This window comes from Acidimicrobiales bacterium (assembly GCA_036273495.1).
Lineage (GTDB): Bacteria > Actinomycetota > Acidimicrobiia > Acidimicrobiales > JAJPHE01 > DASSEU01.
In genome coordinates, this window is sequence record DASUHN010000133.1 from 1 (window position 1) to 12,280 (window position 12,280).

The window sequence follows — 12,280 nt, forward strand, 5'->3', positions numbered from 1 at the left end:
CGACGCCGGACTGGCCCAGATCCCCGGGCTCTCGACCGCGGAGCGGGCCGCCCTCGACGGAGGACCGGCGGGAGCGGCTGCGGTGTCCCGCTATCTGGTCCAGTTCGGGGTGCTGAGATGGTGAGGCGGCTCCTGGTCCGCGCCGTCCTCGGGGTGGTGGCCGCGGTGACGGTGGGCGCCGGCCTCGGCGGGTGTGGGGGGGCCGCGACGCTCACCGCCTACGCCAACTTCCCCGACGTCTCCGACCTGGCGGTGGGGGCGCCCGTGCAGATGGCCGACATCAACATCGGATCGGTGCGGCAGATCACACTGGTCCCGACGGTGTCGGGGCTGGAGGCGCGGGTGCGCATGGCCATCGACCGCTCCGCCGACGTGCCCGTCCAGGTGACGGCGGAGGTGCAGCGCACGACGATCCTGGGGGAGCGGGTGGTCAGCCTGGTGCCCGCCGCCGGCGTCGGTTCGTCGGGCCCGCTGCTGGCCGACGGGACGCAGATCCGGGACACCAAGGTGGTGCCGGACCTGGAGCAGCTGGTGAAGGGGGGGACCCAGGTGTTCGCCCCGATAAGCGCCAGCGCCTTCGGCGCCCTGGTGCAGGCGGGCGGGCAGGGCCTCGGAGACCAGGCGGCGTCGCTGCACCGCCTCCTCGGAGACCTCGACGCGATCAGCACCGCCTACGCCGGGCAGTCGGGCACCATCCGGTCGCTGATCGCCTCGCTGGACCAGCTGTCGTCGGCCACCGCGCCCGACGCCGCCGCCTCGGCCCAGGCGGTGGGCAATCTGGCCCGGACGACGACGATCCTGGCCCAGCAATCCCAGCGCTTCAACGACCTGTTGACGGCCCTCAACAGCCTGTCGGTCCAGGGCCGCAGCCTCCTCGAGACCTACCTGCCCCAGATCGGGGTCCAGCTCACCGGCGTGGCCGCCGCCACCCATGCCATCGCCGCCGAGCAGGACGCTCTCGGCCAGCTTCTCGTCTACCTCAAGGGCCACAACGTGTCGGTCTCCAAGGCCGTGGTCGGGCGGTTCGTCCAGGTGCTCGACGACATCGTCGTCTGCGGCGTGCCTGCCGGCGGCAGCGACAGCACCCCGGCAGGGAGCTGCGGGCCATGAGGCTGACCCGGCCCATGCTCGTGAACCTGGTCGTGTTCCTCACGATCGCCGTGGTCCTGGTCGTGCTCGGGATCGTCAACCTGCTCGGCAACCCGCTGCGGAGCCACACCGAGATCTCGGCCGTATTCCCGGACGCCTCCGGTCTCCACTCCGGGTTCGACGTCACGTTGGACGGCGTCGACGTCGGGGTCGTCAGCGACGTCCAGCTGGCGGCCCACGGGGTCAGGGTCGTGCTCCGCCTCGATCCCGGGGTGAAGGTGCCGGGTGACGTCGTGGCATCGGTGGACCTGGCCAACGCCCTCGGCGAGCAGCAGATCGACCTGGTGCCCGCCCGCGGCGGCCGGGCCCCGGCCCTGCACGACGGGGCCGTTGTACCGGTCAACCCCAACGGCCTGCCGGCCAGCGTGGGGCGCCTGGTCCAGGTGGCCACCCAGCTGTTCGACGCCATCCCGCCGGGGGATCTCAACTCCGTGCTCCACGAGCTGGCGCTGGCGCTGCAGGGGCGGGGCGCGGACCTCCGCACGATCAACGACGCCGGCCGGACCTTTGCCCAGGAGTTCCTCGCCTACCAGACCCAGTTCGAGCAGCTGCTCAGCAACGCCCCGCCCGTGCTCGACGCCGTGAGCGCGTCCGGACCCCAGCTGCAGGCCGCCCTCGCCAACACCGCCGTGCTCCTCCAGGTTCTGGCTGACCGCCGCACCGAGCTGGCCAACGCCATCGGGCAGGGTTCCACCGCCGCTCAGGACCTCCTGACCATCGGCACGACCGAGCTGCCGAACCTGGCGTGCCTGATCCACGACTTCTCGGAGCTGACCGTCAACCTTGCCCAGCCCGCCAACCTGTCCAACCTCAACACCAGCCTGCTGACCAACAACTACTTCTTCGGCGCCGTGGACGGGGTCAGCCGGCCCGGCCCGGCCGCCAGCCTCTATCCCGGGGATCCGGCCCGCAGCGGCCAGTACTGGCTGCGGACCCGCCTGCTGTTCCCTCCGGCGCAGCCGGCGGCCAGCCAGTACTCAGCCCCGAAGAGCCTGCCGACGACGCGCCCGGGGGCGGGATGCCAGACCGAGCTGGGCAACGGCGTCGGCCCCGCCACCCAGGCCCACCCGTCCCCGCCCGGACCGGGCGGCGCCGTCGTCCCCCCGCCTGCTGCGGCCTCGGTCGTGAGGGGCGGGCAGCCCGACCCGGCCGGGGAGACGGCGGCATTCCGGGTACCCGCCGGGACGGGCCCCGGCGGGCCGACGGGGTCGTCGGAGTGGCTCATGGTCCTCGGAGCGGTCCTCGCCGGGGGGCTGGGCTGGTTCGCGCGCCTGGCCGCTCCCGCCGATCCGGTGCGGCGCGTCCGGCGGGGACGGAACCGGGACAGGATGGGACCGTGACCGAGACCGAAGTCCTGGCCGAGGAGCGCCCCCGGGCGGGGGATGCCGACCCGGCCGCATCGAAGGCGCCGGCCCTGGGCCGGACCGGCATCCTCCTGGGGCTGGTTTCGGGGGTGGCCCTGGCCGGCCTCGGCGGCTCGATCGCCTTCGGCGTCATGTGGGGCCACGACCGGAGCGCGGCGTCCGACCAGGCCGCGGCGCGCAACACGGCGTCGGAGTTCCTTCTCGACCTCACCAACTTCGGGCCCAAGACCCTCGAGTCCGACTTCTCCCAGATGCAGCGGATGGCCACCGGGAAGTTCGCCACCCAGGCCCGCCAGACCCTGGCTCCCAACCTGCGCAGTCAGCTGATCGCGGCCCAGGTGCAGACCCAGGGGCACATCCAGCACCTGTGGATCCAGTCCTACTCCGGTGACGCGTCCAGCTTCTTCGCCGAGGTCGACCAGACCTTCCGCAACAACAAGAGCCCGGCCGTGCGCTCGGACACGCTGCGGGTCGAGGTAGACCTGTCCAAGGTCGACGGCCAGTGGAAGGTGGCCCAGGTCACGACCATCGGGTCGGGCACGACTCCGGGGGCCACGCCCGGGGGGTAGGAGCCGCTACAGGCTCGGCGCCCACGCCGGCCGGCGGGATTCGAAGGCGGTGATGTCGGCTTCGTGGCGGAGGGTGAGACCGATGTCGTCGAGGCCGTTGAGCAACCGGTACTGGGTGAACTCGTCGAGGGGGAAGGACGCCTCGATACCGACTGCGGGTGCAGCCACCACCAGGCGCTCGACATCGACCATCAGCTCGAGGTCGGGGTTGGCGGTGACGGCGTCGAGCAGGGCCCGGCCCGTCTCCCCGTCGACCTGCACCGGCACCAGGCCGGCCTTGGTGCAGTTGGTGCGGAATATGTCCCCGAACCGGGGCGAGATCACCGCCTTGAACCCGTAGTCCATCAACGCCCACACCGCATGCTCCCGCGACGAGCCGGTGCCGAAGTTGGGCCCGGCCACGAGGAACACCGCCCCGGCGTGCTCGGGACGGTTCAGCACGAAGTCGCGCTCGTCCCGCCACTCGGCGAACAGCCCGGCCCCGAACCCGGTCCGCTCCACCCGCTTGAGCCAGTCGCTCGGGATGATCTGGTCGGTGTCCACGTCCGAGCGGTCGAGCGGTACGGCCTTTCCCTGGAGCACCTTGACGGCTTCCATGTGACGGTCTCCTTCAGCCCAGGTCCGACGGCACGGAAAAGTGGCCGGTCACCGCCGTGGCCGCCGCCACGGCCGGAGACACCAGGTGGGTCCGGCCCCCCCGCCCCTGGCGGCCCTCGAAGTTGCGGTTCGACGTCGACGCGCACCGCTCCCCGGGCGCGAGCTTGTCGGGGGTCATGGCCCGGCACATCGAGCAGCCCGCCTCCCGCCACTCGAAGCCCGCCGCCGCGAAGACCCGGTCGAGCCCCTCGGCCTCAGCCTGCGCCTTGACCTGGCGGGAGCCGGGGACGACCAGGGCCCGCATGCCGGCGCGCACGCTGCGCCCCTGGAGCACGGCGGCGGCCGCCCTCAGGTCCTCGATGCGCGAGTTGGTGCACGATCCGATGAACACCGTGTCGACGGGGATGTCGCGGATGGCGGTGCCGGCGGCCAGGCCCATGTAGGCCAGCGCCCGTGCCGCCGCCTCCCGCTCCGAGGGCTCCAGGAACGAGTCGGGATCGGGCACGGCGCCGTTGATCGGCACGACCTGGCCCGGATTGGTGCCCCACGAGACATGGGGAACCAGGGCGGCGGCGTCGAGCACGACCTCCTTGTCGAACGGCGCGCCGGCGTCGGTGGCCAGCGACCTCCAGTCCTCGAGGGCCTGCTCCCACGCCCGGCCCGACGGGGCGTAGGGACGGCCCTCCAGGTAGGCGAACGTGGTGTCGTCGGGGGCGATCATCCCGGCGCGCGCCCCGCCTTCGATGCTCATGTTGCACACCGTCATCCGCCCCTCCATGGACAGGGAGCGGATGGCCGAGCCCCGGTACTCGATGACGTAGCCCATGCCGCCCCCGGTGCCGATGCGGCCGATGACGGCGAGGATGACGTCCTTGGCGGTCACGCCCGCGGGCAGCTCCCCCTCCACGGTCACCGCCATGGTCCCGGGGCGGCGCTGGGGCAGGGTCTGGGTGGCGAGGACGTGCTCGACCTCGCTGGTTCCGATCCCGAACGCCAGGGCCCCGAAGGCGCCGTGGGTCGAGGTGTGGCTGTCCCCGCAGACCACAGTCATGCCCGGCTGGGTGAGGCCCAGCTCGGGTCCCATGACGTGGACGATGCCCTGGCGGGCGTGGCCCATCGGGTAGACGGTGATGCCGAACTCGGCGCAGTTGGCGGCCAGCACCTCGAGCTGGCGGGCGGAGACGGGATCGGCCACCGGCTTGTCGATGTCGGTGGTGGGGACGTTGTGGTCCGCCGTGGCCACGGTGAGGTCGGGGCGGCGCACCTCGCGCCCCGCCATGCGCAGGCCGTCGAAGGCCTGCGGCGAGGTGACCTCGTGGACCAGGTGGAGGTCGATGTAGAGGACGTCGGGCTCACCCTCGGCGGCGTGGACCACGTGGCGGTCCCATACCTTCTCGGAGAGGGTGCAGGCCGAGCTCATGCCCGGCTCCCAGGCTTCGACTCCCACATCGTGGGAGTAAGATCCCATGTCATGGAACAGAGTCTAAGCGGGGTGGGGGTCCTCGACAAGGCCGCCGCCCTGCTCGAGGCCCTCGCGGGCGGGCCCCGCCCGCTGACGGCGCTGATGGAGGTCACCGGCCTGCCCCGGGCCACGGCCCACCGCCTGCTGGTGGCGATGGAAGGGCTGGGGTGGGTGGGGAGGGGAGAAGGCGGCTTTGCCCTCGGGGGTGGGCTGGCCCGGCTGGGAGCGGCGGCGCTGGCGGGCCCCGCGCTGGCGGAAGTGGCCCGCCCCGCCCTCGAGGACCTGCGAGGCGGCACGGGGGAGAGCGTGCAGCTGTACCTGCCCCGCGGGGAGCAGCGGGTCTGCGTGCTGGCGCTCGAGTCCCCTCACAGCCTGCGCACGATCGTCCCGGTGGGGGCGGTGCTGCCGATGGACCGCGGGTCGGCGGGGGCGGTGCTGCGGGACGAGGACGGGGCCCGGCGGCGCGGGTGGGCGCAGAGCGTCGAGGAGCGGGAGCGGGGGGTCGCCTCGGTGAGCGCCCCGGTGCGCTCGGAGGCGGGGGGAGTGGTGGCGGCCGTATCGGTGTCGGGGCCGTTGGAGCGGACGAGCCGGAGCCCGGGCCGGCGCTACGCCGAGGCGGTGATGGCGGCGGCCCGGCGGGTCGAGGAGGCCGTGCTCGCTAGCCCGCCGGGTCCCCTGCGCCCCGGCCCCTCCGCCAGGCGGGGCCCGAGCCCCGCCGGCGGCCGTACTCGGTAGCCCGCCGGGTCCCCTGCGCCCCGGTTCCTCCGCCAGGCGGGGCCCCAGCCCCGCCGGCGGCCGTACTCGCTAGCCCGGAGGGCTAACCGCCGACCTTGACGATCTCGACCTTGAGCGTCCCGCTGGGGGCCTCGTACTGGACGGTCTCCCCGGCCGACCGGCCGAGCAGGGCCTGGCCGAGGGGGGAGTCGGGGGTGATGACGGACAGCTCGTCGTGACGCTCCTCGATGGAGCCGATCAGGTAGCGCTCGACGTCGTCGTCCCCCTCGTAGCGGAGGGAGACGACCGTGCCGGCGCCCACGGTGGAGGAGGTGACGACAGCAGCCTGGTCGACGACGACCGCCGAGCGGAGGGTGGCCTCCAGTTGGCGGACCCGGGCCTCCATCTTCCCCTGGTCGTCCTTGGCGGCGTGGTAGTCCCCGTTTTCGGACAGGTCGCCGAGGGCCCGGGCGGCCTCGATGCGGCGGGCCACCTCCACCCGCCCCCGGGTGGTGAGGTCCTCCAGCTCCGCCCGGAGCCGCTCGTAGGTGGACTGGGTGAGGTGGGTCTCGCTCACCCGGTCCAAGCTACCGGCGTGGGAAAACGGCCGGTGCCGGACCGTCTGATTTGCGTGGCGTAGTTGACGAATCCGTCTCGGACGGCGACACTGGAGGCGATGCGCAGCGCCTCCATCCAGGTAATCGTCATCGTGTAGCGCACGCCGACTTCCGGTGTGCGCCTTCGGCCGTCCACTTGGTGGGCGGCTTTTCATTTGCCGGCAGGAAGGTACGGGACGGCCCCGCAGGGCCAGGGAGAGAGCAGTGGGCAGCTACGAGGTGGCGGTGATCGGCGGGGACGGGATCGGCCCCGAGGTCCTGGCCGAGGCGCTCAAAGTGGTGGCCGCCGCCGGCGTGGACCTAGACACGGTGGACTACGACCTGGGGGCCGACCGCTACGTGCGTACGGGAGAGGTGCTGCCCGACGCCGTGCTGGACGAGCTCCGGGCCTTCGACGCCATCCTGCTGGGGGCGGTCGGCCCGCCCATCGGGAGCACCGCCGTCCCCCCGGGCGCTCTGGAGCGGGGCCTGCTGCTGCGGTTGCGCTTCGAGCTCGACCTCTATGTCAACCTCCGTCCCTTCAACGGCACCGGGCCAGGGGGCGAGGTCGACCTGGCAGTGGTGCGGGAGAACACAGAGGGCACCTACGCGGGGGAGGGCGGCTTCCTCCGCAAGGGGACGCCCCACGAGGTCGCCACCCAGGGGTCGGTTAACACCCGCTTCGGGGTGGAGCGCTGCGTCCGCTTCGCCTTCGAGCTGGCCCGGAGCCGGCCCCGCCACCATCTGACCCTGGTGCACAAGACCAACGTCTTGACCTTTGCCGGCGACCTGTGGCAGCGCAGCTTCGATGCCGTCGCCACCGAATACGCGGACGTGGCCACGGCCTACAACCACGTCGACGCGGCGTGCATCTACCTCGTCGAGGCTCCGGGACGCTACGACGTGGTGGTCACCGACAACCTGTTCGGAGACATCCTGACCGACCTGGCCGGCGCCGTCTCCGGGGGGATCGGGCTGGCCGCCTCGGCCAACCTCAACCCGGCCCGCACCGGGCCGTCGCTGTTCGAGCCCGTGCACGGCGCCGCCCACGACATCGTGGGCACGGGCCGGGCCAACCCCCTGGCGGCCATCCGCTCGGCGGCGCTGATGCTCGACCACTTTGGTGAGCACGACGCGGGCGCCCGGATCACCAAGGCCGTGCTCGAGTCCGCCCGCAGCGTGAGGGCGGGTGGCACGACCACCGAGATAGGCGACCTCGTCGCAGAAAGGGTCTGAGATGCCGATCACCAAGGCCGACAAGGTGTGGATGGACGGAAAGCTGGTCGACTGGGACCAGGCCAACGTCCACGTCCTCACCCACTCCCTGCACTACGGCCTCGGTGTGTTCGAGGGCATCCGCGCCTACTCGACGTCCCAGGGCCCGGCGGTTTTCCGCCTCACCGACCACATCCGGCGCCTGTACACCTCGGCCAAGATCTTCCTCATCGACATCCCCTTCGCGCCCGAGGCCCTGATCGAGGCCACCAAGGAAACGGTGCGGGTCAACGGCCTGGAGTCGTGCTACATCCGGCCCATCGCCTTCCTCGGCTACGGGGAGATGGGGCTCAATCCGCTGCCGTGCCAGGTGAACGTGGCCATCGCGGTGTGGCCGTGGGGCGCCTACCTGGGGGAAGAGAGCCTGACCACGGGCGTCCGGATGAAGATCAGCTCGTGGCAGCGTCACGACCCCAACGCCGTGCCCCCGGCGGCCAAGGGCACCGGCATGTACATCAACTCGTGCCTGGCCAAGGTCGAGGCGCTGAAGGCCGGCTACGACGAGGCCATCCTCCTGTCCCCCCAGGGCTACGTCAGCGAGTGCACCGGGGAGAACCTGTTCATCGTGCGCGACGGAAGGCTCATCACGCCCCCGGTCGCCGCCGGTGCCCTCGAGGGCATCACCCAGGCGTCGGTCCTGACCATCGCCCGGGACCTCGGCTACGAGGTCGAGTCCGCCAACATCCTCCGCTCCGACCTCTACACCGCCGACGAGGCGTTCCTGTCGGGCACGGCCGCCGAAGTGGTGCCGATCCGCTCGGTCGACGACCGCACGGTGGGAAGCGGGGAGCCGGGACCGGTGACGCGCAAGGTGCAGGAGGTGTACTTCGACGCCGTCAGAGGAGAGGTCGACCGCTACAAGGACTGGGTCGAACATGTCCGGTAGGCACGCCCACGCTCCCGTCGTGGGGGCCGGCCTCGAGCTGCCCGGCTCGGTCGACGTCTACGACACCACGCTCCGCGACGGCAGCCAGCAGGAGGGCCTGTCCCTGTCCGTGGACGACAAGCTCCGGGTGGCCGAGCAGCTCGACCACCTCGGGGTGGCCTACATCGAGGGCGGCTGGCCCGGGGCCAACCCCAAGGACGCCGAGTTCTTCCGGCGGGCCCCGGAGGAGCTCCGGCTGCACACCTCGACGCTGGTCGCCTTCGGCTCCACCCGGCGGGCCGGCGCCAAGGCGGAGGAGGACGAGACCCTCCGCAACCTGCTGGAGGCGGGCACCCCGGCGGTGTGCCTGGTGGGCAAATCGTGGGACTACCACGTCACCGACGCCCTACGCACGACCCTCGACGAGGGGGTGCGGATGGTGGCCGACTCCATCTCGTACCTGCACGGACGTGGTCTGCGCGTCTTCTTCGACGCCGAGCATTTCTTCGACGGCTACAAGCGCAACCACGAGTACGCGTCGCTGATCCTCCGGGCCGCCGAGGAGGCGGGGGCCGAGGCGCTGGTGCTGTGCGACACCAACGGCGGCACCCTGCCCCACGAGGTCGAGGCCATCCTGACCGAGATCGTTCCCCGGGCGACCGCCCAGGTCGGGGTCCACTTCCACAACGACGGGGGCTGCGCGGTGGCCAACACCCTGACCGGGGTGCGGATGGGCGCCACCCAGGTGCAGGGTTGCATCAACGGCTACGGGGAACGCACGGGCAACGCCGACCTGTCGGCGGCCATCCCGAACCTGTCGCTCAAGATGGGGGTGCGGACCATCGAGCCGGAGCGGATCGAGCGCCTGACCGCGGTGTCCCACCACATCGCCGAGCTGGTCAACGTCAGCCCCAACCCCCAGCAGCCCTATGTCGGGACGTCGGCCTTCGCCCACAAGGCCGGCCTGCACACCAGCGCCATCGCCCGCAGCCGGGACGCCTACGAGCACGTCCCCCCGGATTCGGTCGGGAACGGCACCCGGTTCGTGGTCTCGGAGATGGCGGGGCGGTCGACCCTGCTGCTCAAGGCCGAGGAGCTGGGCCTCGACCTCGAGGGCGCCGCCCTCGGGGACGTCCTCGAGACCCTCAAGGAGCTGGAGCACCGCGGCTACCACTTCGAGGCGGCCGACGGGTCCCTCGAGCTGCTGATGCGCCGCTCCACCGGCTGGAAGCAGGACTTCTTCCGCCTCGAGTCCTTCCGGGTCATCACCGAGCACCGCAGCGTCGACGCCAGCGGCGCCCTCGGCGACGACGGCGAGGTCATCACCGAGGCCACCATCAAGGTGTGGGTCGGTGACGAGCGCATCGTTGCGACCGCCGAGGGCAACGGACCCGTCAATGCCCTCGACGGCGCCCTGCGCCAGGCGGTGGGGGACCGCTACCCGTCGCTGACGCGGGTGCACCTCACCGACTACCGCGTGCGTGTCCTCGACACGAGCAAGGGAACCGGGGCGGTGACCCGGGTGCTGCTCGACAGCACCAACGGTGACCGGGCCTGGTCGAGCATCGGGGTGTCCGAGAACATCATCGAGGCGTCGTGGTGGGCCCTGGTGGACTCGATCGTCTACGGTCTCCTCCACACCCCGGAGTAGCCCCCGGGACAGCGACGCCCAGGCCCAGCCGGGAGAAGAGCAGCGTGCCCCAGCCCGAGTACGTGCCGGTCCGAGCGACCGACGAGGTCCGTCCCGTCGAGCGCCTCCCCGCGCCCCGGCGCTGGAAGCCGGACCGTCCCGGCGACGCGCGCCCGGGGGCTCGGGCGGAGGGACGGGGCCTCGGGAACCCCGGTCCCGACCAGGGCTACGGGCTGCTGCTGGCCCGGCGCTTCTCGGGCCGGCTGGAGCTGGCACCCGGGGAGTCCGAGCACGACGCCATGGCCGGCGGGGTGGCGGTGGCGCTCAAGCGCGCCGCTCTGTTCGGGCGGGCGCCCGTCATCGCAGATCTGGAGCTGGCCTTCACCCTCTTCGGCTTCCTCGGGGACGGTCCCGAGGACCTCGTCGCAGCCCGCCGGGAGATCTTTGCCGGGGCCGGTCACCACTACTGGCAGACGAGATGGATTGCCGACCGGGTGCCCGAGGCGACGCTGCGGCTCACTCCGGCCCAGGTACGGGAGCGCCTGGGTCCGTGGCGGGAGCTGATGACGGAGGGCTAGCGGTCTCCGCCCGCTGGGCGGCGTCCCCACGCCACGGTCCGACGGCCGAGGCCAGCATGGCGGAGTTGGGGATGTTGAGCGGCAGCCCGTCACTCTCCAAGGTCACGTAGGTCAGCCCGATCCCCGTCACCACCCCGTCCAAAGGCCCGTTCAGCGATCCCGAGCGGATGAAGATGTGGTCCCCCACGGCGAACGGGCGGACGAACAGCAGCACCAGCCCGGCGAACACGTTGCCGAGGACCTGCTGTAGGGCGATGCCGAGGACCACGCCGGTGAGCGCCCCTCCGACCAGGAGGTGCTGGACCTGTACGGCCAGGATGTCCAGGCCGACGAACACAGCCACGACGTAGCCGACGAAGGTGACCAGCACGCCGAGGGCCGACGCCGCCGAGGTGCCCGCCCGGGGGGTCACGACGCGGGAGACCTCCGCCGTTACCGAGCGCACGGCGAGCACGGCGAAGGCGAGGAAGGCCGCCGCCCCGATCCACGCGAACAGCTTCTGGCGCAGGAGGTGGCCGTGGACGTCGCCGAGGGTGGTGCCGAGACTCAGAGCCACCACCGCGCCGGCAGTGAACAGCAGGGTCCGGCCCAGCCGCATCCGGCTCAGCTGGGGATGGCCGAGCACCGGTGCGTCAGCTGTGGGGTACCTCGGACCAGGGGCGGTCCTTGTCCACGCGGACGTCCCCCGGCAACCCCAGCACCCGCTCCCCGAGGATGTTGCGCATGACCTCGGAGGTGCCCCCCTCGATGGAATTGGCCCGGGCCCGGAGGAACATCTTGTCAATGTCGCGCCCGTAGCCGCCGGCGTCCTCGGGCCGGACCATGGCGTAGGACCCGTACAGCATCCCGGCCGGTCCCAACAGGTCGATGCAGAAGGCGGTGATCTTTTTGTTGAGCTCGGCGTAGGCCAGCTTGGCGGTCGAACCCTCGGGACCGGGCGTGCCCAGCTTGCGGGCCTGGGAGGCCCGGATGTTGGTGAGCCGTACCGTCTCGGCCTCCGCCCACAGCTTCATCAGCTCGTCGCGCCGGGCCGGGTCACTGTGGCCCTTCTCCTTCCAGAGCCGGACCGCCTCCCCGATGAAACCGCCGCCGCGCGGCGTCACGGCTCCTCCGATCGAGACCCGCTCGTTCATCAGGGTGGTGAGGGCCACGTGCCATCCGGCGCCCACGTCACCGAGGCGCTCGGCGTCCGGGATCCGCACGTCGGTGAAGTACACCTCGTTGAACTCCGCCTCTCCCGTCATCTGCCGGAGCGGGCGCACCTCCACACCGGGGCCGTGCATGTCGACCACGAAGTAGGTGAGGCCCCGGTGCTTGGGCACCTCGGCATCGGTGCGGGCCACCAACATCCCCCACCGGGCGCGGTGGGCCAGAGTGGTCCAGACCTTCTGCCCGTTGACGAGCCACTCCTCCCCGTCCCGGATGGCCCGCGTCGACAGACTGGCCACGTCCGACCCGGCGCCGGGCTCGGAGAAGAGCTG

General features: G+C 72.0%; 13 protein-coding genes. 8 read left to right on the plus strand and 5 right to left on the minus strand.

Annotated elements, in window-relative coordinates:
- The first annotated feature begins 117 nt into the window (after positions 1–117).
- From VFW24_05705 to VFW24_05715, 3 genes are read left to right on the plus strand one after another with little or no spacing between them, the layout of a single operon-like run.
- Complete coding sequence (locus VFW24_05705) at positions 118–1,110, plus strand: MlaD family protein (protein ID HEX5266248.1); 993 nt, start codon at positions 118–120, stop codon at positions 1,108–1,110.
- Positions 1,107–2,489: an MCE family protein gene (locus VFW24_05710; protein ID HEX5266249.1), complete on the plus strand. Its 1,383-nt coding sequence runs from the start codon at positions 1,107–1,109 to the stop codon at positions 2,487–2,489. The genes VFW24_05705 and VFW24_05710 overlap by 4 nt, the downstream gene beginning before the upstream one ends.
- Positions 2,486–3,082, plus strand: coding sequence for a hypothetical protein (locus tag VFW24_05715; GenBank protein ID HEX5266250.1), 597 nt, complete (start codon positions 2,486–2,488; stop codon positions 3,080–3,082). The genes VFW24_05710 and VFW24_05715 overlap by 4 nt, the downstream gene beginning before the upstream one ends.
- A 6-nt stretch (positions 3,083–3,088) precedes the next feature.
- Here the strand turns inward: VFW24_05715 and leuD are convergent, their stop codons facing one another.
- Positions 3,089–3,679, minus strand: coding sequence for a 3-isopropylmalate dehydratase small subunit (gene leuD / locus VFW24_05720; GenBank protein HEX5266251.1), 591 nt, complete (start codon positions 3,677–3,679; stop codon positions 3,089–3,091).
- Between the two features lie 13 nt (positions 3,680–3,692).
- Positions 3,693–5,126 (minus strand): 3-isopropylmalate dehydratase large subunit, encoded by a 1,434-nt coding sequence (leuC, locus tag VFW24_05725; GenBank protein HEX5266252.1) that lies wholly within the window; start codon positions 5,124–5,126, stop codon positions 3,693–3,695.
- Positions 5,127–5,150: 24 nt separating this feature from the next.
- On the opposite strand from leuC, the gene VFW24_05730 reads away from it, so the two are divergent.
- Positions 5,151–5,876 carry a helix-turn-helix domain-containing protein gene (locus tag VFW24_05730; GenBank protein HEX5266253.1) on the plus strand — a complete coding sequence of 242 codons (726 nt, stop codon included), beginning with the start codon at positions 5,151–5,153 and terminating at the stop codon, positions 5,874–5,876.
- A gap of 82 nt (positions 5,877–5,958) precedes the next feature.
- Here VFW24_05730 and greA read toward each other — a convergent pair whose 3' ends face one another.
- Positions 5,959–6,432: a transcription elongation factor GreA gene (greA, locus tag VFW24_05735; protein HEX5266254.1), complete on the minus strand. Its 474-nt coding sequence runs from the start codon at positions 6,430–6,432 to the stop codon at positions 5,959–5,961.
- Positions 6,433–6,676: 244 nt separating this feature from the next.
- Here greA and VFW24_05740 point away from each other — a divergent pair, with 244 nt between their 5' ends.
- Genes VFW24_05740 through VFW24_05755 form a run of 4 tightly spaced genes read left to right on the plus strand, consistent with a single transcriptional unit; the run spans position 6,677 to position 10,799 of the window.
- Positions 6,677–7,687 carry a 3-isopropylmalate dehydrogenase gene (locus VFW24_05740; GenBank protein HEX5266255.1) on the plus strand — a complete coding sequence of 337 codons (1,011 nt, stop codon included), beginning with the start codon at positions 6,677–6,679 and terminating at the stop codon, positions 7,685–7,687.
- A 1-nt stretch (position 7,688) separates the two neighbouring features.
- Positions 7,689–8,612, plus strand: coding sequence for a branched-chain amino acid transaminase (locus VFW24_05745; protein HEX5266256.1), 924 nt, complete (start codon positions 7,689–7,691; stop codon positions 8,610–8,612).
- 19 nt (positions 8,613–8,631) lie between these two features.
- The gene (gene cimA, locus VFW24_05750; protein ID HEX5266257.1) at positions 8,632–10,242 is read left to right on the plus strand and encodes a citramalate synthase; all 1,611 of its coding nucleotides are present in this window, start codon (positions 8,632–8,634) and stop codon (positions 10,240–10,242) included.
- 44 nt (positions 10,243–10,286) lie between these two features.
- Positions 10,287–10,799, plus strand: a complete 513-nt coding sequence (locus VFW24_05755) for a hypothetical protein (protein HEX5266258.1) — start codon at positions 10,287–10,289, stop codon at positions 10,797–10,799.
- Here VFW24_05755 and VFW24_05760 read toward each other — a convergent pair.
- Both VFW24_05760 and VFW24_05765 read right to left on the minus strand, forming a co-directional pair.
- Positions 10,738–11,424 carry a mechanosensitive ion channel domain-containing protein gene (locus VFW24_05760; protein ID HEX5266259.1) on the minus strand — a complete coding sequence of 229 codons (687 nt, stop codon included), beginning with the start codon at positions 11,422–11,424 and terminating at the stop codon, positions 10,738–10,740. The genes VFW24_05755 and VFW24_05760 overlap by 62 nt on opposite strands.
- A gap of 7 nt (positions 11,425–11,431) precedes the next feature.
- Positions 11,432–12,280, minus strand: an 849-nt coding sequence (locus tag VFW24_05765; GenBank protein ID HEX5266260.1) for an acyl-CoA dehydrogenase family protein, incomplete at its 5' end; no start/stop codon positions are given.

Coding starts and splice junctions, on each gene's coding strand:
- leuD (HEX5266251.1), bottom strand. CDS start 3,679: ATGGAAGCCGTCAAGGTGCTCCAGGGAAAGGCCGTACCGCTCGACCGC.
- VFW24_05710 (HEX5266249.1), top strand. CDS start 1,107: ATGAGGCTGACCCGGCCCATGCTCGTGAACCTGGTCGTGTTCCTCACG.
- VFW24_05745 (HEX5266256.1), top strand. CDS start 7,689: ATGCCGATCACCAAGGCCGACAAGGTGTGGATGGACGGAAAGCTGGTC.
- VFW24_05705 (HEX5266248.1), top strand. CDS start 118: ATGGTGAGGCGGCTCCTGGTCCGCGCCGTCCTCGGGGTGGTGGCCGCG.
- VFW24_05730 (HEX5266253.1), top strand. CDS start 5,151: ATGGAACAGAGTCTAAGCGGGGTGGGGGTCCTCGACAAGGCCGCCGCC.